The following is a 23,998-nucleotide window of genomic DNA, read 5'->3' as shown; positions in this document are numbered from 1 at the left end:
ACGCATGTCGGACGCGGAGCGGGCGGGAGCATCCCGGCAGGACGAGAACGACCGTCTCCTCGCCGGGCGGTACCGGCTGGGAGGAGTGCTCGGGCGCGGAGGCATGGGCACGGTGTGGCGCGCCGAGGACGAGACCCTGGGCAGGACGGTGGCCGTCAAGGAACTGCGGTTCCCGTCCAGCATCGACGAGGACGAGAAGCGCAGGCTGATCACGCGCACGCTGCGGGAGGCCAAGGCGATCGCGCGGATCCGCAACACCAGCGCGGTGACCGTGTACGACGTGGTCGACGAGGACGACCGGCCGTGGATCGTGATGGAGCTCGTCGAGGGCAAGTCGCTCGCCGAGGTCATCCGCGAGGACGGCCTGCTGGAGCCGAAGCGTGCGGCGGAGGTGGGCCTCGCGATACTCGACGTGCTCCGGTCCGCGCACCGCGAGGGCATCCTGCACCGGGACGTGAAGCCGTCCAACGTGCTGATCTCCGAGGACGGCCGGGTCGTGCTCACCGACTTCGGCATCGCCCAGGTCGAGGGCGACCCGTCCATCACCTCCACCGGCATGCTCGTCGGCGCGCCCTCCTACATCTCCCCGGAGCGGGCCCGCGGGCACAAGCCGGGACCCGCCGCCGACATGTGGTCGCTCGGCGGGCTGCTGTACGCGGCGGTCGAGGGCGCCCCGCCGTACGACAAGGGTTCCGCGATCGCGACGCTCACGGCGGTGATGACGGAGCCGCTGGAGGAGCCGAAGAACGCGGGGCCGTTGAAGGACGTCATCTACGGTCTGCTCACCAAGGATCCCGCCCAGCGGCTGGACGACGACCGTGCCCGGACCATGCTCACCGCGGTGATCCATGCGCCCGAGCCGAAGGTGGCCGAGCCTGAGCCGGCCCCGGACGCGACGAGGGTGGTGCCCTTGCCGGCGCAGCCCGAGGAGCGTGCGGGCGGGGAGCGGTTGCGCGGGGCGCTGCGTTCCATGCGGAAGGTCGCCGGGGCGGCGGCGACGTCCGCGGCCGCTTCCAGGCCCAAGTCCGGTGGCCGTACGGCTGGTTCGGGCGGCGGGAAGGTGCCGGCCCAGGCTTCCGAGGCCGCGTCGGCGGCGGCCCCTGCCTCTCCGGCCTCTCCCGTGGCTCCGGCTTCCCCGGCGGCTCCGGCCTCTCCTGAGACTTCCGCTTCCTCCGCTGCTCCGGCTTCTCCCGTGTCTCCGGCTTCTTCCGCGTCGAAGGGGAAGGGCGCCGGGAGTGCGGCGGCCGGGTCAGAGACGACGTCGGTATCGGCATCGGCCCCGGTGTCGGCTTCCGGTGCGGCGGCCGGGGTCCGGGACGGGAAGACGCAACAGGCCGACGCCGTCTCGGAAGGCCGGAGTTCGGGGTGGCCCGTGATGACGCCGCCGCCGGACCTGGCGCCGAGGCCGGTGCCCAGGGCGCCGCTGACGGACGTGGTGCCGCGACGGACGCTGGTCATCATCGCCGTGGTCGTGGCGCTCGCGGTCATCGGCACCGTGCTGGCCCTCACGCTCGGCGGGGACGACAGTACCGACGGGGCCAAGGGCGGCACCAAGGTGTCGGCGGGATCGAGCGCCAGTGCCGACACCAAGGAGGACGAGAGCGGCGGCACTCGGACCGACGAGACCGCCACCGCGTCCGTCTCGCCGGACACGGGTGCGGGAGCGGGGGCCGCGAACTCGCCGAGCGGGCAGGAGAGCGGCAAGAGTTCGGAGGGCTCCACCGGCTCGGGCGGCGCAGCCGGCGGCGCTGCGGTGGCTTCGACGTACAAGGGGGGCCAGGGTTACTCGATCGGGCTGCCTGCGGGGTGGAAGTTCCAGACCGGCAGTTCCGCAGGCGACCGGCTCACCGGGCCCGACGGACAGAAGCTGCTCGTCGCCTGGACCAGTACGCCGAAGGGTGACCCGGTGGCGGACTGGGAGAACCAGGAGCAGGGCATGCGCCGCTCGCAGTACACCAAGATCCGAATAGAGAAGGTGGACTACCGGAGCTGGAACACGGCGGACTGGGAGTTCACCTATGAGGAGAGCGGGACGAAGTACCGGACGATCGACCGCGGATTCGTCGTCAACGGCCATCTCGGATATGCCTTGATGTACACCGCGAAAGCCGCGAAATGGGGCACTGAGCTGCGCAAGGACACATGGCAGACGCTCGCTCGTACCTTCGAACCGAAGTCGTGACGCGCCGTGCGCTGAGTGGTCCCGTGTTTGGGCCGTGAGATCTGGCATCCCCTCTTTGCGAGTTGCCTCCGGCACGTATCGTGAGTGTTCGAGGACCGTACGCATCCGGGTTCGGGTACGGAACGGTCCTGAAGGCGAACGGAATTGACCAGCCGGACAGCCGGGGGAGGCAACGTGGACGACTATGCGGGCCGGGTACTCGCCGACCGTTACCGCCTGCCGCTGCCTCCGTCCGACGAGTACGAACTCACCGACTCGCGCGCCTTCGACACCTACAGCGGCCAGGAAGTCCTGGTCAGGCAGGTTCCGTTGCCCGAGGTCGTCGAAGCTGAGGTGCTCGACGCGGAGGGGCTGCCCGACGGGTTCACAGCCCGGGACCCCCAGGCCGCACGGCGGAACTCGGGGCGGGGCGGTACCCGCCGGCCCACGGAGCCCGCGGTTCGGCGAGCCGTGGACGCCGCACAGGCCGCCGCGCGGATCCCCGACCATCCCCGGCTGGACCAGGTCTTCGACGTGTTCGCCGAGGGCGGTTCGCTGTGGGTCGTCAGCGAACTGGTGTCCGCACGGCCGTTGGCGGCGCTGCTCGCCGAGAAGCCGCTGTCGCCGTACCGGGCGGCCGAGATCGCCTCCGACGTCCTCATGGCACTGCGGGTGCTGCACGCGCACGGCTGGGTGCACCGCAATATCACCGCCCGCACGGTGCTCGTCTGCGACGACGGCCGGGTCGTGCTGACGGGTCTCGCGGTCGGCGCGGCGGAGGAGGCACTGTGCGGCTACGACCCGGTGCCGGCCGAGGCGGGCGAATGGGGCACAGGGGACGGCGAGTTCGGGACCGGGACGGGCAGCGGCGTCGGATCCGGGGCGGGTGACGGGTCGGCCGGGGGGAGTGCGGGCCCGGTCGAGGCTGCCCTTGGGCCGGACGGCGGGTTCCGTGGCACCGGCGGCCAGGGCGGAGCCGACGGCTGGGCTGTGACCGACGGTCGGGGCGCGGTGGACGGCCGCGGTGTGATGGATGGCCGGGGTGCGGCGGACGGGCGTAGGGGATCCGGTGGATACGGAGGGCCCGGGCAATCCGTGACCGCGGCCGGTGTGCCTGGCGGAGCGGGCGGTCCGGGGGCGAGTGGCGGGGCGCCGGGTGGTTCGGCCGGCTTCGGCGAGACCGATTCCGACCCCGAGGCGGCCCGGCGGGCGGCGATCGAGGCACGGGAGGCCCGTGGGCTGCCCAGCGCCGGAGTGGAGACCGCGGACGGGGGCGGTTCGTCTGCCGCACTGGTCCGACGGGAGGCCGACGGCGGTACGGACATCAGGGCGGCGCGGGCGGGAGCGATCGCCGCGTACCGCGCGGGCGCGCGGGCGGCGGCCCGGGTCCAGGAAGCGCAGAACAGCCGACCGGCGCTCTCCGGAGCCCGTCCGGTACCGGACGACGACCCGGCCGCCCAGGGCAACGGCACAGCTCGGACATACCCGTCGGCGGACGCCGCGGGCCAGTCGCCGTACCCGTCGGCGAACGGTTTCGCTCCGTCGCCGTATACCGCGACGGGTGGTGTGACACAGCCCCCGTATCCGGCCGGGAGCGGGGTGGAGCACCTGCCCGGCCGCCTTCCCCAGGGGCAGACCTCCTGGCACGGGGCCGCGCCGCGCAGCGGGGTCGCCGGGGTGGCACACGGGGGCGCGGCACCCGCGGTCGAAGGGCACGGTCCCGCGCTCGGCGCCGTGCCCGCCGGTGGTCCGGCGGCCGAGCGCTCCGGAGACCCCGCCCCCACCCGCTGGGAGGACCTCACCCCCGTGGCACCCCCCGCCCGCCGCGGACCGGCCACCGCGCTCGCCGCCGAGCGGGCCCGGCAGGCCCGGATGGCTGTGGTCGGGCCGGTCACCGAGCGGTGGGCGCCGGAGCAGGCCGGGCCGGTGCACGAGAACTGGCAGCTCGCCGCGCCCATCGGGCCCGCGACCGACCTGTGGGCTCTCGGGGCGTTGTTGTTCCGTGCCGTCCAGGGGCATGCGCCCTACCCCGAGGAGTCGACGGCCGAGCTGGTGCAGCTGGTGTGCGCCGAGCCGCCCGCCTTCGCGGAGGAGTGCGGGCCGCTGAGGCCGGTCGTGGAGTCGCTGCTGCGGCAGGACCCGACCGAGCGGCTGGAGTTCGAGGAACTGCGGGGCTGGCTGCGGTCGTTGGTGCGGTCCGCGCCGGAGCCGGAGGCCGGCGTGCATGTCGTCGCCGCGCCGCCCATGAACGCGAGCCGGCTGCCGATCGTGCGGCGCCGGGGCGAGTTGGTGCGCCGGCGGCGTGCCGGGCTGCCCGCGACCAGTGCGCACGGACGGCACAAGCGGGCCCGGGAGGAGGCCGCTCCGTCGCCTCGTCGCCTCGGCCGCAACCTGCTGCTGTTCATCCTCCTGGCGCTGGCCGCGGCGATCGCGTACGCCATGTACTTCATGCCCAGGTCGGACCCCGAGGACGAGGGCGCCGCCCAGCAGACCGGTGCCACCAGTCAGGCCGGTCCCGCGCAGTCCCCGGAGGCCAGCAGCGAGCCACGGCCCGACCAGACCACCCCCGAGCCGTCGAGGTCCGGCGGCGCCGCCGAGACGCAGACCGCAGGGCCCGAGGTCGCCGACGGGTTCGCCCTGCGCACGGACGCCGAGGGCTTCAAGGTCGCGGTGGCCAACGGCTGGGCCCGCACCCCGAGGAACGGCCGCGGCCAGGTGGTCTACTCGCAGGGCAGCTTCGAACTGATCGTCATCCCGGGCCGGGACACCGCGGCAGCGGACGGCAGCGACCCGATGGTCTATCAGCGCGAGAAGGAACCCGAGCTCCAGCCCTACCGTGACTCCAGCTGGGCCACCGCCACCGGGCTCAAGTCGATCCAGGTGGGCACGAAGAGCATGGCCGAGGGGCAGTTCACCTGGACCGGTGACGACGGGCGCGAGCTGTACGTGCGCAACCTCGCGATGCTGATCGGCGGGAAATATCACGTGGTGCAGGTCCGTGGTCCGGAGGCGGAGCGGGACGAGGTGAGCCGGCTGTACGAGCAGGCTTCGGCCACGTATCAGGTGACTGGCTGACGGTCGTCGGGGTCGTCGGGCACCGGGTGCCGGACGTCGACAGGCGGTCCTCGCGTGCAGGTCGGCGGCTGAAGAGTGCTGCCGTCGGACGCCGTACCGGCGCCCTCGGTTCACTGGTGCTTCGCGGAAGCGACAACCGTCACAGTGAGGTCTCCTTGACGCCCCCCTGGTTCCCCTCGACGGAGGCCGGTCCTTAGTCTGACTGGGTCAAGAGCATTGCGGGGAAACGTGAATCAGATGCAGGGCCTGCTCCTCGCGGGGCGCTACCGGCTCGCCGACCCGATAGGCAAGGGCGGCATGGGCCGGGTCTGGCGCGCCCACGACGAGGTGCTGCACCGGGCCGTGGCGATCAAGGAGCTGACCGCCGCGCTCTACGTTTCCGAGAGCGACCAGGGCGTCCTGCTCGCCCGTACCCGCGCCGAGGCCCGCGCGGCCGCCCGGATCAACCACTCGGCCGTCGTCACCGTGCACGACGTGCTCGACCACGACGGCCGGCCGTGGATCGTGATGGAGCTGGTCGAGGGCCGCTCCCTGGCCGACGCCGTCAAGGAGGACGGCCGGGTCGAGGCACGTGAGGCGGCCCGGATCGGCCTGTGGGTGCTGCGGGCCCTGCGCGCCGCGCACTCCGCCGGGGTGCTGCACCGGGACGTGAAGCCCGGCAACGTTCTCCTCGCGCAGGACGGCCGCGTCCTGCTCACCGACTTCGGCATCGCCCAGATCGAGGGCGACACCACCATCACCCGCACCGGAGAAGTCGTCGGCTCGGTGGACTACCTCGCCCCCGAGCGGGTCCGCGGCGCCGACCCAGGCCCGTCCGCCGACCTGTGGGCGCTGGGTGCCACGCTGTACACGGCGGTCGAGGGGCGGTCGCCGTTCCGCCGTACGACCCCGCTGACCACCATGCAGGCCGTCGTCGACGAGCAGCCCGACGAGCCGCGCAACGCCGGAGCGCTCGGGCCCGTCATCGCCGCCCTGCTGCACAAGGACCCCGCCGTACGGCCCGACGCGGTCGAGGCCGAGCAGATGCTCGCCGAGGCGGCGGAGGGGCGGCGGCCGAACGCGGCCCAGGCCTATGTGCCGACGCAACATGTGGGTTCCCACCATGAGCCGGGGGCGTACAGCGGATCCCCCAGCGGATCCCACGGCGGGCTGAACACATCGGCCACGGGTGCGCCGGTCAGCGGTGCGGCGTACCCCCCGGGCTCGGGACAGACGTACTCCTCGGGCCCCGGACCGACGTATGTCACCGGCACCGGCGCGCCGTACCCCCAGGGGACCGGTCCCACGACCATCGGGCCCCCGCACCAGGCCGGCACCGGTCCCGTGGCTCGGTCCGGGCGCCGTCGCCTGCGTTCCCTCGCGCTGGTCGTCGCCCTCGCCGCGATCGTCAGCGCGGGGACCGCGATCGCACTGCAGACCTGGGACGAGGGGCGCGACAAGGGCGGTTCGCCGACCTCGTCGAGTTCCTCGCCCAGCTCCACGCCGACGACGGACACAGGTGGCATCCCGGCCGGCTGGCAGCCGTACAAGGATCCCGTGGGCTTCACCGTGTACCTGCCCAAGGGCTGGAAGCGGTCGGTCTTCGGGACCCCCGCCAACGGACTCACCCAGATCGACTACTCGCCGGACAACGGCAAGCACTTCCTGCGGGTCGCCGAAGACACCTCGCCGGACTTCCTCGATCCCCTCGCGCACCAGCGCAACCTGGAACTGACGCTCAAGGGGCTCAAGGACTACGACCGCGTGGGCATGGTCGAGAACACCTACCGGGACCGCCCGGGCGCCCGGTGGGAGTACACCTGGACCGCGCTGGCGAAGGACGTCGACTTTCCCGGACCGCGCCGGGCCGTGGAGGAGACGTACATGTCCCGGGACGGCGTCGAGTACGCGATCTACATGTCGTCGCCCGCGGAGAGCTGGCCGACCACCAGAAAGCAGTTCAAGACGGTGCTCCAGAGCTGGATCGAGCCGAACAGCTGATGGAGTTGGCCGGTCACCGCCCCGGAGGGGATTCGTCCGCTGCGGCATGATGGGGCGCATGGGGACCGAGGGGGACACCTTCCGTGTGATCGCGGGCCGATACCGCCTGGAGGCGAGGATCGGGCGCGGCGGCATGGGCGTGGTCTGGCGGGCGACGGACCAGCTGCTCGGCCGGCAGGTCGCCGTCAAGGAGATCCCGCTCGACGAGACGCTCTCCGCCGAGGACGCCCGGCTCCAGCGTGACCGCACCCTGCGCGAGGCCGGTGCGGTCGCCCGGCTGCGGCATCCGCACATCATCGTGGTCCACGACGTCGTCGAGCAGGACGAACGGCCTTACATCGTCATGGAGTTGATCGACGGCGGTTCCCTCGCCGACCGGATCTCCGCGCAGGGTCCGGTGGACGCCGCCGAGGCCGCCCGGATCGGCGCCGACCTGCTGAGCGCGCTGCGCGCCGCGCACACGGCCGGGGTGCTGCACCGGGACATCAAGCCCGCCAACGTCCTCGTAGAGTCCGGCACCGGCCGGATCGTCCTCACCGACTTCGGCATCGCCCAGGTCGCGGGCGCCACCACGCTCACCGAGACCGGCTCGTTCGTCGGCTCGCCCGAGTACACCGCGCCCGAGCGGATGTCCGGCGCCGGCACCGGCCCGGAGGCCGACCTGTGGTCGCTGGGCGCGCTGCTGTGCACGGTCCTGAGCGGTGAATCGCCGTTCCGCCGCGACTCGTTGGGCGGCATCCTGCACGCCGTCGTCATCGACGAGATCCGGCCGCCCGCACAGGCCGGGCCGCTCCTTCCCGTCGTACGCGGCCTGCTGGAGCGGGATCCCGAGCGGCGGCTGGACGCGGTGGAGGCCGAGCGGATGCTGCGGGCGTTCCGGGAGACGGGGCGTACGCCGCCGCGCCGGGCGCCCGAGCGGTCGTACACGCCGACCCAGCGGGATGTCCCGCTACGGCGGTCCGCGGCCCAGCGTGAGTCCTCGCCGCGGCGGTCCGCGGCACCGGAGCGGTCGGGGGACGGCGGGTCCGCGGGACCGGCGCGGTCGGGGCGGCGCGTGCTCATGGCGGGGCTGCTGGTGGCCGTGGTGGCGGGCGCGGGGGCGTCGGCGGCGTTGCTGATGGACCGGGGAGACGGTGGCGGCCGTACGGCGACGAGCAGTTCGGCGCCCGGGACGCCCACGGGAGGTTCCGCGCCAGGGACGCCCACGAGCGGGTCGCCGGGAACGGCGCGGCCCACGCCCACCGCGACCCTCCCCTCCGCCCCGTCCGGCTACCGCGTCGCCGAGGAGCCCGCCGGGTTCGCGCTCGCCGTGCCGGACGGGTTCACCCGTCAGCCGCAGGGGGAGCGGGTCTTCTACCTGTCGCCCGGGGAGGTTTTCCGCCTCGGCATCAAGGTCACCGCCCCGCAGGCCGGCGGCCCGCTGGAGGTGATGCGGCGCGCCGCGGCCAAGGGTCCCGAGAGCAACCCCGGTTACCGTGCCGGCCGGGTCACCCCGACCACGCACCGCGGACACCCCGCCGCCCTCTGGGAGTTCACCTGGGACGGGTTCAGCGCGGCCGAGGGCGCCCGGCACACCTACGACCTGTGCTGGGAGGAGGACGGGCGGATGTACGACGTGTGGGTGTCGGCGCCGGTCGGGAAGGTGCGGGAGGCGAAGGAGTACTTCGATGTCGCGTTGGACACCTTCGTGCGGACATAGGGGGTGATAGGCCGCGTCGTGAGTCACGGGTCTGTGACCGGAATGCGTTCCCTGTGGAAGCGGAGGCGTCCGGCGCGATATGGATGAACCCATGAGCAGCAGCGGGGGAGTCGGCCATGAGTCCGACGACACGACGAGTTACGTTCTGCAACCTCCCAGGCCTCCGTTGGCCCAGACGTCGCCGCAGACGTCGGCCCCGCAGTCGGACGCGCATCCGGACCTGCGGTCCGCCGTGCAGCCCGAGCCCGGTGTCGGCAGGCTGATCGCGGGTCGTTACCGGCTGCTCGCCAAGCTCGGACACGGTGGCATGGGCACGGTGTGGCGGGCCAAGGACGAGACGGTGGACCGTGAGGTGGCCGTCAAGGAACCCCGCATCCCGGACCATCTTCCCGAACGTGAACAGGCGAACGCCTTCGAGCGGATGCGGCGCGAGGCGCGTGCCGCGGCCCGGCTCGACCATCCCTCCGTCGTGAACGTGTACGACGTGGCGGTCGTGGACGGCCGGCCGTGGATCGTGATGGAGCTGGTGAGGGGCCGTTCGCTGGGCGACGCGTTGCAGGAGGGCACGCTCGGGGCGCGGGAAGCGGCGAGAATCGGCCTCGACGTGCTCGGCGCACTGGAGGCCGCGCACGCGGCGGGCATCCTGCACAGGGATGTGAAACCGGACAACGTCCTGCTCGGCCGGTACGGCCGGGTCGTCCTCACCGACTTCGGCATAGCCCAGATCGAGGGCGAGACCAGCCTGACCGACACCGGAGGCTTCGTCGGCTCGCCCGAGTACATCGCCCCCGAGCGCGTCCTCGGCCAGCGTCCCGGCCCGGCGTGCGACCTGTGGTCCCTGGGTGTGGTCCTGTACGCGGCGACGGAGGGCGTCTCGCCGTTCCGCCGCAGCAACACCCCCGCGACCCTGCAGTCCGTCCTCAACGCCACACCCGCGCCGCCCGCCTCCGCGCACGGTCCGCTCGCCGACGCCGTCAACGGCCTCCTCCAGAAGGACCCGGCCCGCCGCCCGAACGCCGCGCAGGTCCGCGTGCTCCTGGAGGCCGCCGCCGATCCGCCCGCTCCCGAGCCCACGCAGCCCGTCCGGCTCGCGCAGGACCCACCGCCCGCCCGGGGCGTCCGGCTGGGCCGCAAGGGGTGGCTCGGGCTGGGGGCGGCGGTCGTCGCGGCCTCGGTGGCGGCCTATCTGCTGCTCGCGGATCCGTTCGCGGGACCGCTGCCGGACGGCTGGACGAAGAAACACACCAAGGACGTCGCCGCGACACTGGCGGTGCCGAAGGACTACCAGGCGGCCACGCCCGACCGGAAGACGGACAAGGGCCACTGGATCACGTACGCCGACTACAGCGGCAGCATCTGGATCGGCCTGAAACTGGAGCGCAGGGCCGAGGACACCGCCCACGGCATCGCGGGTTCCGCGGCCGCCGAGATGTACGACGACGACAGCAGGTTCAAGGAGAGCGGGGACTACGACCTCAGCATGCCGGAGGCGCCGAGGACCCGCCCCGAGGACCAGACGTACCAGGGCGGGAAGGCCGCCAGGAACACCGTCACGTACAAGACCACCGACAGTCAGTACTCCCGCCCGCGCGAACTCCAGATCTTCTACTACCGGACCGCCGCCGGCGACATGTACAAGCTCACCGTCAGCTATCCCGGCAAGGGCGACTTCACCCGGCGGGGGCGTGAGGTGGCGAGGGCGGCGATCGCGAACCTGGACGTGGACAAGCTCTGACCGCCGGGACCGGCACGCCAATTGCGTTGCCAGCGGCGGAAGTTGAGGTCCCCCTCTTCTGGGGCCGATGACGAGACGGCGGCCCAGCTGCGGCTGTACGTGGGCCTGGCGGGCGAGGTCGACGGCCTCCACACCTACACCGGAGTGCGCACCGCCACCCAGCTCGCGATGCTGCGTCCGGGCGGTACCGACGTCCGGCGCGAACCGGCCGGGCGATACGGGCGCACTCGCCCCCGCCACCGGACCGGGACCCGCGTCGACAAGAGGCGGCCCTGCGGGGTACTGATGAGGCATGAGTGATGTCGGGGGCTCCAAGGACCCCAAGGGCGTTCTGGTCGGCGGCCGTTACCGCCTCGTCGAGCGCATCGGTTCCGGCGGGATGGGGACCGTGTGGCGGGCCCGGGACGAGCTGGTGGAGCGTGAAGTCGCCGTCAAACAACCGCGGTTGCCCGGCGAGCCGGAGGACGAGGCGCATCGGCGGGCCGCGCACCGGCTGCACCGCGAGGCCCGCGCCGCCGCGCGGGTGGAGCACCCCTCCGCCGTGACCATCCACGACGTGGTGGTCGAGGAACAGGACGGGGAGGGCGGACTCCCCTGGATCGTCATGGAGTTGGTCCGGGGCGAGTCCTTGCACGAGGCGATACGGCGGGGGCCGCTCGGGCCCGCCGAGGCCGCCCGTATCGGCCTCGCCGTCCTCGGAGCCCTGCGCGCCGCGCACTCCGTCGGCATCGTGCACCGGGACGTCAAGCCCGCCAACGTCCTGCTCGGCCCGCACGGCCGCGTCGTCCTCACCGACTTCGGCATCGCCCAGGTCCAGGGCGAGGAATCCCTCACCGCGAGCGGGGAGTTCGTCGGCTCCCTGGAGTACGTCGCCCCCGAGCGCATGTCCGGCACGAACGCCGGGCCCGCCTCCGACCTGTGGTCCCTGGGCGCGCTCCTGTACGCCGCCGTGGACGGCCGGGCCCCTTTCCGCCGTACGACCCCGGAGGCGACCCTCGCCGCGATCCTCACCGAGGACCCACCCGAGCCGGAACGCGGAGGCCCGCTCACGGAGTTGATCGCCGGCCTGCTGGCGAGGGAACCGGAGGAGCGGCCGGGGGCGGAGGAGGTCGCACGGGTACTGACGGAGGTGTCGGGTCGCGTCGAGCCCGATCCCCACGTGAGCGACACCGAGGGCGAGCCCGACACGAGCGCCGCCGAGGCCGTCGTACCGGAAGACGCTCCCCCGACCGCCGTACCGGAGGAAGCCCCCACGACCCCCCTCCCGACCGCCGTACCGGAAGAGGCCCCCACAACCCCCCTCCCGACCGCCGTACCGGAGGAAGCCCCTACCGCCTCCCTCCCCCGAACACGCCCCCGTGCCCTCCTCCGTCTCGCGGTCGGCCCGGTCGGGATTCTGCTCGCCGGTGGGATATGGCTCGGTACCTCCTTCGCCGACGGGGCGGCGGGCGGGCAGGGCGGCTGGGTCGCGCACCGGGAGGCGAACGCGGACGCCGTCCTCTACCTCCCCCGGCAGTACCACTGGATGTACCTCACCGGCGAGGCAGGGGACTCCACCCGCCTGAACATCTACGGCGACGGCGAAGGCGACGGCGGCATCCGGGTCCTCCTCGCCGAGTACGACAAGGCCCCCGGGTCACCCCTGGACGAGGCCCGTGACACCGCGCTGGGCTGGGAGGGGCACGAGCGGTCCACCGGCCAGTACACCCGGACCTCATTCCACGGCGCCGAAGCCGCTCTCTCCGACGTCACCTACGACCCGCACGACCGGCCGACCCGGGTGATGCGGCTCATCGTCCGCACCGACGACGACCGCATGTACCAGCTGCGCGTCGACATGCCCAAGGGCACTCCCGAGGAGAAGAAGGGCACCGAGCTCTTCAAGGGCGCCCGCGACCGGCTTGAGATCGGGAGAATGTGAGACCCGGGTGATCCGGGTGATCGTCTCCGCACAACGCGCTGATCAGCAGGTTCTCTGCCACCGATCACTGGCGGTGTGTGTGCGGGAGGTGAATGCCCGTTACCGACGGGTACCCAAAGCCTCCGCTCCCGAATACCCTGCGGCTCATGACGGACGCGCAGGCCCCGGCCAAGACCGGCACGAACCCCACAGCCCCCGCCCCGGCGGGCGCCCGTACCGCCGCCGACGTGGTCACCCCGGAGCTGGTCGCCCAGCTCACCAAGGGAGTGACCGGTTCCGGCCGTACCGCCAACCACTCGCCGCTCACCGGCGAGAAGCTGGCCGATCTGCCCGAGTCGACGCCGGCGGACGTGGAGAAGGCCTTCGCGGCGGCCCGCAGGGCGCAGGCGGTGTGGGAGCAGACCCCCGTACGGCAGCGTGCGGCCGTACTGCTCCGCTTCCACGACCTGGTCCTGGAGCGCCAGGCCGAAGTTCTCGACCTCATCCAGCTGGAGACCGGCAAGGCCCGTCTGCACGCCCACGAGGAGGTCCTGGCCGTCGCGGTCGCCGCCCGGCACTACGGCCGCAAGGCCCCCGCCTATCTGAAGCCCAAGCGGCACGCCGGCGCGATGCCCACGCTCACGCGCGTCACCGAACTGCGTCACGCGCGCGGAGTCGTCGGCCAGATCGCCCCCTGGAACTACCCCCTCGAACTGTCCGTCGGTGACGCGCTCCCCGCCTTCGTCGCGGGCAACGCCGTCGTCATGAAGCCGGACACGGAGACCTGCCTGACCGCCCTGTGGGCCCGCGACATCCTCGTGGAGGCCGGCCTTCCCGCCGATGTCTTCCAGGTCGTCCTCGGCGAGGGCCCGGTCGTCGGCCCCGAGGTCGTCCGGCACGCCGACTACGTCTCCTTCACCGGCTCCACCCGCACCGGCCGCGAGGTCGCCCAGAGTGCCGCCGCCCGCCTGGTCGGCGTCTCCCTCGAACTCGGCGGCAAGAACGCCATGCTCGTGCTCGATGACGCCGACATCGAGAAGGCCGCCGCCGGTGCCGTCCGCGCCTGCTTCTCCTCGGCCGGCCAACTCTGCATCTCCATCGAGCGGTTGTACGTCCACGAGTCCATCGCGGACGCCTTCCTGGAGCGCTTCGCCGCCCGCACGAAGGCCATGCGGCTCGGCACGTCCCTCGCCTACGGCGCCGACATGGGTTCCCTGGTGGGGGAGCGGCAGCTGGACACCGTCACCCGGCATGTGGACGAGGCCGTCGCCAAGGGGGCCAAGATCGTCGCCGGCGGGGTGGCCCGCCCCGACATCGGCCCGTACTTCTTCGAACCGACCATCCTCGACGGCGTCACCGAGCCGATGGCGGTCTGCGGCGAGGAGACCTTCGGCCCGGTCGTCTCCATCTACCGCTTCAAGACCGACGACGAGGCGATCGCCGAGGCCAACTCCACGTCGTACGGCCTGAATTCCTCGGTCTGGACGAAGGACGGCAAGCGCGGCCGCGCGGTCGCCGCCCGCATCCGCACCGGCACGGTCAACGTCAACGAGGGCTACGCGCCCGCCTACGGCAGCGTCCAGTCCCCGATGGGCGGCATGAAGGACTCCGGTCTCGGCCGCAGGCACGGCTCCGAGGGCATCCTCAAGTACACCGAGGCCCAGACGGTCGCCCAGCAGCGGCTGCTGCCGATGGCCCCCTCGCTGGGCATGGACGACGAGGCGTACGCCCAGTTCATGAACCGGAGCCTGCGCCTGATGAAGGCCTTCCGGTTCAGGTAAGCGCTGTTGGGGGCGCGGGGAACTGCGCGACCAGCCACGAATCACCCGCACGCGAGACTCAACGAGGAGCACCCGTGCCTCAGGACACCTACGACTACGACGTACTGGTGGTCGGCTCCGGCTTCGGCGGCAGCGTCACCGCCCTTCGCCTCACCGAGAAGGGCTACCGCGTAGGTGTCCTGGAAGCGGGCCGCCGCTTCACCCGGGAGTCCCTCCCCAGGAACTCCTGGGACCTGAAGAACTACCTCTGGGCGCCGAAGCTCGGCATGTTCGGCATCCAGCGCATCCACCTGCTCGGCAACGTCATGGTGCTCGCGGGGGCGGGTGTGGGTGGCGGCTCGCTCAACTACGCCAACACCCTCTACGTCCCCCCGAAGCCCTTCTTCGACGACCCCCAGTGGCGTGACATCACCGACTGGCAGGGGGAGTTGACGCCGTACTACGACCAGGCCCGGCGCATGCTCGGCGTACGGCTCAACCCGACGATGACCCCCTCCGACGTCCACCTCAAGTCCGCCGCCGAGCGGATGGGCGTCGGTGACACCTTCCACATGGCGCCGGTCGGCGTGTTCTTCGGCGACGGCGAGGACGCCGGGGGCAAGAGCAGGGCGGCCCCGGGCGAGCAGGCAGAGGACCCGTACTTCGGCGGCGCGGGCCCCGCCCGCAAGGCCTGCATCGAGTGCGGCGAGTGCATGACCGGCTGCCGGCACGGCGCGAAGAACACCCTGAACGAGAACTACCTCTACCTCGCCGAGAAGGCGGGCGCGGTCGTCCACCCCCTCACCACCGTCGTGTCGGTCACCGACGACTCCCAGGGCGGCTACGCCGTCGCCACCCTCCCCACCGACGACCGCCGCAAGGACAGGGGTCGCACCTTCAAGGCCCGCCAGGTCGTCATCGCCGCCGGCACCTACGGCACCCAGACCCTCCTGCACCGCATGAAGGCGGGCGGTCAACTGCCGTACATCTCGGACCGGTTGGGCGATCTGACCCGCACCAACTCCGAGGCCCTGGTGGGCGCCCAGACCGACAACCGCCGCTATCGCAGGGCGACCGGCGCGCCGAAGGTCGACTTCACCCGGGGCGTGGCCATCACCTCGTCCATCCACCCGGACGAGAACACCCACGTGGAGCCGGTCCGCTACGGCAAGGGCTCCAACTCGATGGGCGGCCTCTCCATCCTCCAGGTCCCGTACGCGGAGGGCTCGTCGCGGGTGCTGGCCTGGCTGCGCAACGCCGCCCGGCACCCCCTCCTCGTCGCCCGCTCCCTCTCCAACCGCCGCTGGTCGGAGAAGACCATCATCGGCCTGGTGATGCAGTCGCTGGACAACTCCCTGACGACGTACCTGAAACCGGACGGCGTCGGCAAGGGCCTGCTCACCGCCCGGCAGGGCCACGGCGCCCCCAACCCCAAGCAGATCAAGGCGGCTTCCGAGAGCGCGTCCGCGATCGCCGCCGACATCAACGGCTTCGCCGGTTCCAACGTCGGCGAGCTGATGGGCACCCCGCTCACCGCCCACTTCCTCGGCGGCTGCCCCATCGGCTCCTCCCGCGACAGCGGCGTCATCGACCCGTACCACCGGCTCTACGGCCACCCCGGCATCTCGGTCGTGGACGGCGCCGCGGTCTCCGCCAACCTCGGCGTGAACCCCTCGCTGACGATCACGGCCCAGGCCGAGCGCGCGATGGCGTACTGGCCCAACAAGGGTGAGGAGGACCCGCGTCCGGCCCAGGGCGAGGCGTACGTCCGTCTCGACGCGGTCGAGCCGAAGTCACCGGCGGTCCCGGCGGACGCGTTCGGCGCGCTGAAGCTGCCGTTCCTGGGGATGCCGGCGGTGCCGAAGAAGTCGTAGGCCCCAAAGGCACGCAGAACTCCGTGGACACAGAGAAGGACCCGCACCCCCCTCCGAGTGCGGGTCCTTCTCTGTTCTCGCGTGAAGCTGTGGCTATCGCGTCACTGCGTCACGGGCTCAGGCGTGGGCGCCCGTCACGCCCTTGCGGCGCTTGACGGCGAACACCACACCGGTACCGGCGACGACGGCGAACCCGCCGACGAGGCCGAGGACCGGCAGGGCCGAACTCGAACCGGTCTCGGCGAGCTGGCCGTCCACGTCGATGTCGTTGACGTCGGAGATGGGGTTCTTGCCGCCGGTCTGCGGCTTGGAGTCGTTCGGCTTGCCCGCGTCGGAACCGGCCGGCAGGACCTCGAAGTAGTAGATGCCGGAGTTCTCGTCGCCGGAGATCCAGCAGGCGTCCTCGTCGGAGTACTCGGCGAGGCCGATGGCGATGCCGACCGCGCTCGGGACCTCACGGTCGACCTTCACCCGCAGCTGGTAGCTGACGGAGTCGCCGCCGCCGAGGCTGAAGGAGTTGAACGCGCCGCCCTCGCCGAACTCCGTGGCCACGTCGACCCAGCTGCCGCCCTGCTTCACCTGCACGGTGACCAGGTCGCTGTAGTCCTTCTCGAAGTCCCAGTCGACCGCGCCGACACCGACGAAGGGCTGGATGTCCTTGATCGTGTCGTCACCGGAGTTGTTGACGTTGAACTTGAAGTTCGTCCAGCCGCTGCCCGCCACGATGCTCTCGGGCAGTCCGGTCAGCGAGCTGTGCAGCACGTCGCTGTCGCCGATGACCGGGTCGCCGTTCTCGTCGACCGGGCACTCGTCGACGGGCTCGTCGCTCTCACTCGCGGAGGGGCTGCTGCTGGCGGTGGCCGAGCTGGACGCGCTGGCGCTGCTGCTGGCCGAGGCGGAAGCGGAGGCCGAGGCCGAGGTGGGGTCGGCGGCGGGCGTGCTGCCCGCGTCGGCCGGGGTGCTGTCGTCGGCCGCGGGGCTGCTGTCGGCAGGGGCCGGGGTGGTGTCGTCGGCGGCCGGCGTGGTCTCGGCCGCGGTCGGCGAGGGCGAGTCGTCCGCGAACGCGCTCGGCGCGGCGAACAGGGCCAGCGGCGCCATGGCGGCGGTCGCGGCCGCGGCGGCCAGTGCACGTCGAAGCTTCATGAAGACCTCGGAAGTCAGGTTGTACTGCGCTACCCGCAGCACGCGTCAGGGAGGCTTCCGCGTGTGGGGCGCGGGTGGTGCCCTTGATACGTGAGGTTTGATCCGCGACACCGGCCAAAGGTTGTGCGGGCATTCACAGAAACCTTATGTGGGCTGAGTCACATACAGGTTCTCCTTGTGAACAGGCTTTCGGAGGCCCTAGAACTGACCCACGTGTCAGAAGACGACAAGATCCCGGACGACGTCTGGGAAAAATTCACCCGTGACTCCGAACGGGACATCCGCGACTCCGCCCCCAAGGAACCGTCCGCGCGAGCCCGCGAAGTGACGGAACGGCTGCGGCGCAACGAAGCGCGCGGCGAACTGCCGGAGGGCTGGCGTACCGGGCCGGCCTGGCAGGAGAAGAAGAGCCGACGAGGCCTGTGGGGCGTCCTCGGTGTCGCCGTCGCGGTCGCGGTGGCCGTCGTGGCGGTGAAGCCTTCGCTGGTGCCGGGCGACCCCTTCGGCGGGGAATCCGCGGACGCCGGCGGTGGCGTGGCCTCCGCGCTGCCCGTGGAGACGGCGGCCCCGACCGCCGCGCCCTCCGCCGAGGCCCCCGAAATCCCCACCCTGGACGACCCGTTCGCCGGATCGCCGGCCAAGCGGTGGGCGGACGGCGCGGCCGGGATCGTCGTACCGAAGGCGAAGGCCGTCGGCGGCCGGTCCGCGGCGAAGACCGAGCGGGCGCTGGAGTTGACCAAGAAGCTCCTGGTCGAGTCCAACCTCGACCCGGCCACCATCCGCGGGGAGCGGCCCGAGGCGGCACTCGACGTCCTGGACCCGGTGCAGAAGGACGTCCGCGGGCTCCTGGTGACCGGCCTGAGCAAGCCGGACAAGAAGCACGACCCGCTGTGGATGTTCAGCCGCTTCGACCCCAAGGAGGTCCGGCTGGTCGGCGACGTCGTGAAGACCCGCGGCAGGATGACGTTCAAGGCCGGTGACGACGGCTGGGTCGTCGTGCACGCGGACTACACCTTCGTCTACCCGGTCGTCCAGACCAACGGTTCCACTGAGGTCACCCGCACCATCATCCGCCGTGTCCTCGACGTCGACATCCCCGACCCGGCCAAGTACCAGGTGACCCCGGGCAAGCTCAACGTCGTGAACTGGGACCAGGACATCAACAACTCGGCCTGCGACGTGTACGACGGCTATCTGCACCCGGACTTCGCGTCGTCCGAGCCGACCGGGGCGACCCCCACGGGACCGACGACGGACCCGTACGACCGCAGCGAGACCCTCGACCCGAAGCGTGACGGAGGCTGCGGAACGGTGTCCCGGGTCTGAGTGCGCGCAGGTCATGAGTGCGCGCAGGCGAAAGGCCCCGCGGGACGGAGCCGCGGGGCCCTTCTTTCGTCAGCACCGGCGTCAGGGCAGCGCCGGTGCCTGGGAGCGGCGCCGGGGGGTTGCGCCGCTTGCTCTCTGTGCCGTTGTCACTGCTGTGCCGCTGTTACCGCTGTGCCGTTGTCACTTCCGTGCCCTCGGTCGGCGCCCCGGCGCGCAGGGGGCGTGCGGCTGGTCTCGACCTTTGGCAGTTCCGCGACGCAATGCGAATGCGGGTGTCCGCGGAGGGATTTGGGGGCTTTCCAGACATCGTGCTGGATGGGCGCGGCCTCCGCAACCGTTTGACCCAGCCTTGTGCCGGTACTTGCCCCCGCCGGCCGGCCCCGGGCGTCCCCGGGGCCGACCGTTTCTCTTGGGTGACCGGGCTGCTGTCCCCTGCCGTCCGGTCACTGTCTGGAACGAGGTCCCACGACGCACTGCACGTTCCGTGCGCCTCATCGCTCCAGCGAGCCACGCGTGGTTCTGTCGGGCCCGCCCCTGGCTGGCACGGACACCACCACCAACGAGGTGTCCCACGTCCCGGTCACGCGCCGTACGGGTGAGTCCGGGCCCGAACTCAGATGCGACCGCGGCACAGTTCGAGCAGCGTCATGGCGAGGGGGGTGCCCGGCCTGCCGAGCGCGTCGCTGTAGCGGCCGAGGATCTCCATCTCGCGGGAGAGGTTCACGCGCCGGCCGCCGGAGGTGATCCGGGCCTCCTGGACGACGGCCGACACGGCCATGCGTTCCTGGATCAGACCGATGATCCGGTCGTCGAGCGCGTCGATGCGCTCACGCGCTCCGGTGATCACGTCGGCGGCCTCGGGGGTGCGGGCACCGGTCACGTCGATGGCGGTCATGGGGGCTCCTCTGTCTGGGGTGGACGGGGTGCCCCGGAGCGGCAAGGTCCGGAAAACACCAGGCGCCCCGGACCTTGTCGGCCCGGGGCGCCTGGGAAGTCGCTTGTCAGTTGCTCAAGCAGCACGACCATGGCAGCCGGCGGGCCGGGTGCCATAGGTAAACAGGAAGGTCGTCTGCGTGAGCATGGGAGCAGTATGCCGGGCACCGCGGGAGTGTCCAACCCGGTTCGCATCCTGAGACGGAGCTTGCCCCGAACCGGCCCCGCGCATCCCGGTAGACTCGGCCCCACACACACCTCGCTCACCGCCGGAAGGCAACCCGTGTCATCAGCGACCCCAGCCGCCCCCGACACCGTCCTGGTCGTCGACTTCGGCGCGCAGTACGCCCAGCTCATCGCCCGCCGTGTCCGCGAGGCCCGGGTCTACAGCGAGATCGTGCCGAGCACCATGCCGGTCGCGGAGATGCTCGCCAGGAACCCGGCGGCGATCATCCTCTCCGGCGGCCCCTCGTCCGTGTACGCGGAGGGCGCCCCGCGCCTGGACCGCGAGCTGTTCGAGGCCGGCGTCCCGGTATTCGGCATGTGCTACGGCTTCCAGTTGATGGCCACCACCCTCGGCGGCACCGTCGACAACACCGGCGCGCGTGAGTACGGCCGCACGCCCCTGCACGTTTCGAAGTCCGGTTCCACCCTCTTCGAGGGCACCCCCGACGAGCAGTCGGTGTGGATGTCCCACGGCGACGCCTGCTCCGCCGCCCCCGAGGGCTTCACCGTGACCGCGTCCACGGACGTCGTCCCGGTCGCCGCCTTCGAGAACGACGAGAAGAAGCTCTACGGCGTCCAGTACCACCCCGAGGTCATGCACTCCACGCACGGCCAGCAGGTCCTGGAGCACTTCCTGTACCGGGGCGCCGGTCTGAAGCCGGACTGGACCACCGGCAACGTGATCGACGAGCAGGTCGCCCTGATCCGCGAGCAGGTCGGTGACAAGCGCGCGATCTGCGGGCTGTCCGGCGGCGTGGACTCCGCGGTGGCCGCGGCCCTGGTCGCGCGGGCCATCGGCGACCAGCTGACCTGTGTGTACGTCGACCACGGCCTGATGCGCAAGGGCGAGACCGAGCAGGTCGAGAAGGACTTCGTGGCCGCGACCGGCGTCAAGCTGGTCGTCGTCGACGCGGAGGAGCGGTTCCTGACCGCGCTCAAGGGTGTCTCGGACCCCGAGGAGAAGCGGAAGATCATCGGCCGGGAGTTCATCCGGGTCTTCGAGCAGGCGCAGGCCGAGATCATCGCGGACGCGGGCCCGGCCGTGGAGTTCCTCGTCCAGGGCACGCTCTACCCGGACGTGGTCGAGTCCGGTGGCGGCACCGGCACCGCCAACATCAAGTCCCACCACAACGTCGGCGGACTCCCCGAGGACCTGGAGTTCCAGCTGGTCGAGCCGCTGCGCAAGCTGTTCAAGGACGAGGTCCGGATGGTCGGCCAGGAGCTGGGGCTCCCCGACGAGATCGTCCAGCGCCAGCCGTTCCCGGGTCCCGGCCTCGGCATCCGGATCGTCGGCGAGGTCACCAAGGAGCGCCTGGACCTGCTGCGCGACGCCGACGCCATCGCCCGCGAGGAGCTGACCGCGGCCGGCCTGGACCGGGACATCTGGCAGTGCCCGGTCGTCCTGCTCGCCGACGTCCGCAGCGTCGGCGTCCAGGGCGACGGCCGCACCTACGGCCACCCGATCGTCCTGCGCCCGGTCTCCTCCGAGGACGCCATGACGGCCGACTGGTCACGGCTGCCGTACGACGTCCTCGCGAAGATCTCGACCCGGATCACCAACGAGGTGGCCGACGTCAACCGTGTCGTGCTCGACGTGACGTCGAAGCCGCCGGGCACCATCGAGTGGGAGTAGGCCCTAGCCGCGCATGATCATGTGCGTTTGACCGTGCGCAGGGGCTCACCGGGCTTCCAGATCTCGACGACCAGATACGTGTCGTCCTCGACGTGGGTCCGCACGACCTCCGTCAGCTCGGTGCGGAAGAGGTGGAACGGCTCCGGCGGTTCCACCTCTGTCGTGTACGCCCGTTTCGTGTCGCCGTCCTCCACCTCGAACGCCCGACCGGCGATCCGGACATCGCCCCCGCCGAGGGACTGCCCCTCCCCGGGGTTGGCCTGGAGCGCGAACCGCGGGTCGCGTCGCAGGTCGAGCGCCTTCAGAGAGTCCGGCATCATGCCGAGCCACAGCTCACCGCCGAGGAAACGGACCTCCAGGCCGCTGGTGCGCGGGGAGCCGTCCTTGCGGAGCGTGACGAGGACGTGGTGCGTGAAGGCACCGAAGCGGCCTTCGACGGTCCTGGCCAGGTCGGGTTCGGCGGAGGAGAAAGCTTCCCAGTTCATAACGGTCAGTCTTCCGCCGATACCCGACATCTTCTGTCGGGTATTCGTTGCGTGCGTCATCTTTACAAAACAGCCCTGTTCTCTTGCCCTGACTGACGGTAACTTCCGCCCCGTAAAGCCCCCCAGTGCTGGAGGACACATGCACGGGACGCCCCTCGGACCCAATCCGCCGATGCCGCTGCCCACCGAGAAGCTTCAGTTCGCCATGCCGCCGATGCACGACTCCGTCGAGGAGGAACGCCGGCACCGCAAGGAGCGGCTGGCCGGCGCGCTGCGGATCTTCGGCCGGCTCGGCTTCGAGGACGGGGTCTCCGGACACATCACCGCGCGCGACCCCGAGTTCACCGACTGCTTCTGGGTCAACCCCTTCGGCATGCCCTTCAAGCACGTCACCGTGAGCGACCTGGTGCTCGCCAACTCCGACGGCCAGGTGCTCGACGGCCGCTACCACGTCAACCAGGCGGCGTTCACCGTGCACTCCCAGGTGCACGCGGCCCGCCCGGACGTCGTCGCCGTCGCCCACTGCCACTCCGTGCACGGCAGGGCGCTGGCCGCGCTCGGTGACCTCCTCGACCCCCTCACCCAGGAGAGCTGCGCCTTCTACGAGGACCACGCGCTGTACGACGCCTACACCGGAGTCGCCGTCGACGCGGAGGAGGGCCGCCGGATCGCCACCGCGCTCGGGTCCCGCAAGGCGCTGGTGCTGCGCAACCACGGACTGCTGACCGTCGGGGACTCGGTGGACGCGGCGGCCTGGTGGTTCGTGTCGATGGAACGGTCCAGCCAGGTACAACTGCTCGCCCGGGCCGGCGGAAGACCGGTGGTCATCGATCACCGGGCGGCGGTGGCCACGCGGGAACAGCTGGGCGGGGACCTGGTGGCGTGGATCAACTACCAGCCGATGTGGCAGGACATCAGCAGGAGCGAACCGGATCTGCTGAGCTAGAAACCTCGCAGTACGGCTTTCTTCGTCATGGTGAACTCCTCGTCCGTGAGCACGCCGTCGCGGTGCAGCTCACCCAACTCCCGCAGCCTGCGCAGGAGTACGTCGTGATGGTCGTCCGGTGGCGGCGCGGCGGACGCCGTCAGCCGCGGGCGGGCGGCACGTTCGCCGTCGTACGCGATGACGTCGCGGGTCGAGGGGTGCGGGAGCCGGGCCGTGACCGCCGTCGCGACGAGGGCCGTGAGCAGGTCGCGGCGGGTGCTGCCCCACAGGTCGAGGGCGTACGGGTCCTTCTCGGGCGGCAGTTTCGAGAACGACGTCTCGCGGGTCACGAACCGCATGAAACCGTCCTCGTACCCGGCGTTGGGCAGCCACTCGACCTGCACGAGGTCCCCCACGTCGATGATCCGCGGGCCGGTCGCGCGCTTGACGCGGTCGGAGGTGTCGGCCCAGTCGATGCGGACCCGGATGCCGTCGAAGGAGACCGTGCCGTCGGAGGAGCGCACCGAGACCGGGACCGGCGGTCCGGGGAGCAGATACGTCTTCGTCGGCTCCTTGGGGACCTGGTCCAGGAGGAGGGAACGGCGGATCTCCTCGGCCACGTACTCGGCGACCCCGGCCCGGTCGACGTCCACGATCAGCCGGTACGGGTCGGCCGGATCCGGAAGCCGGCCGCCGGTCGCGTGCAGCAGCGGGTCCGCCCCCTCGCGCAGCCGCATCCGCAGCCGTCCGCGCTTGCGTTCCGGTTCGAACGCCACACCCGAGATGGCCTCCAGGGGCACGGCGATCTCTCCGTACGTCTGCCGGAACAGCGGCACGGAGCGGTGAAGTCCCGGCGTGATCCTGACCGTCGTGCCGTCGAAGACCCAGGTTCCGTCACGCTGGATGATCTCGGCCATGGGGAAATTCTCGCAGCCGGGTCAACACGGCGGGCCCCGCTTCACCCGCGCTGACCAGACCTGGCGGACGGGTGCTGTGTGCCGTAGGGCACAATTCGCTGTCATCGCCGGGGTGTTGTCGGCGGTCGTTCGTGGGGTTGCGGCCGGATTCGCGGCGGGCGGCGGACCGCGAGGGGCCTGGGTCCGCAAGGCGGAGCGGGCTTGTGGGTGTCCCGGTCGACAGAGAG

The 23,998-nt window shown here is 71.6% G+C and carries 15 protein-coding genes; 11 read left to right on the top strand and 4 right to left on the bottom strand.

Going from position 1 to position 23,998, the window contains the following annotated elements; all coding sequences use genetic code 11:
* Positions 1-4 precede the first annotated feature (4 nt).
* From ACZ48Z_RS03750 to ACZ48Z_RS03715, 8 genes are all read left to right on the top strand, one after another.
* Complete coding sequence (locus tag ACZ48Z_RS03750; protein ID WP_468734163.1) at positions 5-2,182, top strand: serine/threonine-protein kinase; 2,178 nt, start codon at positions 5-7, stop codon at positions 2,180-2,182.
* Between the two features lie 174 nt (positions 2,183-2,356).
* Positions 2,357-5,236 (top strand): protein kinase, encoded by a 2,880-nt coding sequence (locus tag ACZ48Z_RS03745; RefSeq protein ID WP_468734162.1) that lies wholly within the window; start codon positions 2,357-2,359, stop codon positions 5,234-5,236.
* A gap of 237 nt (positions 5,237-5,473) precedes the next feature.
* A complete protein-coding gene (locus ACZ48Z_RS03740) occupies positions 5,474-7,216 on the top strand; it encodes a serine/threonine-protein kinase (RefSeq protein WP_468734464.1) in 1,743 nt (580 codons plus the stop codon).
* Positions 7,217-7,274: 58 nt separating this feature from the next.
* Positions 7,275-8,915, top strand: coding sequence for a serine/threonine-protein kinase (locus ACZ48Z_RS03735; RefSeq protein WP_468734161.1), 1,641 nt, complete (start codon positions 7,275-7,277; stop codon positions 8,913-8,915).
* A 91-nt stretch (positions 8,916-9,006) separates the two neighbouring features.
* Entirely contained in the window at positions 9,007-10,650 is a 1,644-nt protein-coding gene (locus ACZ48Z_RS03730; protein ID WP_468734160.1) for a serine/threonine-protein kinase, read from the top strand.
* A gap of 292 nt (positions 10,651-10,942) precedes the next feature.
* Positions 10,943-12,571: a serine/threonine-protein kinase gene (locus tag ACZ48Z_RS03725; protein WP_468734159.1), complete on the top strand. Its 1,629-nt coding sequence runs from the start codon at positions 10,943-10,945 to the stop codon at positions 12,569-12,571.
* A 146-nt stretch (positions 12,572-12,717) separates the two neighbouring features.
* On the top strand, positions 12,718-14,331 hold the full coding sequence (locus ACZ48Z_RS03720; RefSeq protein WP_468734158.1) for a succinic semialdehyde dehydrogenase: 1,614 nt from the start codon (positions 12,718-12,720) through the stop codon (positions 14,329-14,331).
* Between the two features lie 74 nt (positions 14,332-14,405).
* Complete coding sequence (locus ACZ48Z_RS03715) at positions 14,406-16,184, top strand: GMC oxidoreductase (protein WP_468734157.1); 1,779 nt, start codon at positions 14,406-14,408, stop codon at positions 16,182-16,184.
* Positions 16,185-16,301: 117 nt separating this feature from the next.
* Here the strand turns inward: ACZ48Z_RS03715 and ACZ48Z_RS03710 are convergent, their stop codons facing one another.
* Entirely contained in the window at positions 16,302-17,327 is a 1,026-nt protein-coding gene (locus ACZ48Z_RS03710) for an LPXTG cell wall anchor domain-containing protein (RefSeq protein WP_468734156.1), read from the bottom strand.
* Between the two features lie 213 nt (positions 17,328-17,540).
* Between ACZ48Z_RS03710 and ACZ48Z_RS03705 the strand changes: the two genes are divergently transcribed.
* Positions 17,541-18,653 (top strand): hypothetical protein, encoded by a 1,113-nt coding sequence (locus ACZ48Z_RS03705; protein ID WP_468734155.1) that lies wholly within the window; start codon positions 17,541-17,543, stop codon positions 18,651-18,653.
* Between the two features lie 613 nt (positions 18,654-19,266).
* Here the strand turns inward: ACZ48Z_RS03705 and ACZ48Z_RS03700 are convergent.
* Positions 19,267-19,548 (bottom strand): chorismate mutase, encoded by a 282-nt coding sequence (locus tag ACZ48Z_RS03700; protein ID WP_468734154.1) that lies wholly within the window; start codon positions 19,546-19,548, stop codon positions 19,267-19,269.
* 321 nt (positions 19,549-19,869) lie between these two features.
* Between ACZ48Z_RS03700 and guaA the strand changes: the two genes are divergently transcribed.
* Positions 19,870-21,444, top strand: coding sequence for a glutamine-hydrolyzing GMP synthase (guaA, locus tag ACZ48Z_RS03695; protein ID WP_468734153.1), 1,575 nt, complete (start codon positions 19,870-19,872; stop codon positions 21,442-21,444).
* A 17-nt stretch (positions 21,445-21,461) separates the two neighbouring features.
* On the opposite strand, the gene ACZ48Z_RS03690 is transcribed toward guaA, so the two are convergent.
* Entirely contained in the window at positions 21,462-21,929 is a 468-nt protein-coding gene (locus ACZ48Z_RS03690; RefSeq protein ID WP_468734152.1) for a pyridoxamine 5'-phosphate oxidase family protein, read from the bottom strand.
* 139 nt (positions 21,930-22,068) lie between these two features.
* Between ACZ48Z_RS03690 and ACZ48Z_RS03685 the strand changes: the two genes are divergently transcribed.
* Positions 22,069-22,875, top strand: coding sequence for a class II aldolase/adducin family protein (locus ACZ48Z_RS03685; protein ID WP_468734151.1), 807 nt, complete (start codon positions 22,069-22,071; stop codon positions 22,873-22,875).
* Here ACZ48Z_RS03685 and ACZ48Z_RS03680 read toward each other — a convergent pair.
* Positions 22,872-23,771, bottom strand: a complete 900-nt coding sequence (locus tag ACZ48Z_RS03680) for a DUF4429 domain-containing protein (RefSeq protein ID WP_468734150.1) — start codon at positions 23,769-23,771, stop codon at positions 22,872-22,874. The genes ACZ48Z_RS03685 and ACZ48Z_RS03680 overlap by 4 nt on opposite strands.
* Between the last annotated feature and the right edge of the window lie 227 nt (positions 23,772-23,998).

The sequence above is a fragment of the Streptomyces sp. NPDC031225 genome (assembly GCF_055570355.1).
The sequence above is the reverse complement of the archived record's forward strand: the minus strand, read 5'-3'. Positions and strand labels throughout refer to the sequence as shown.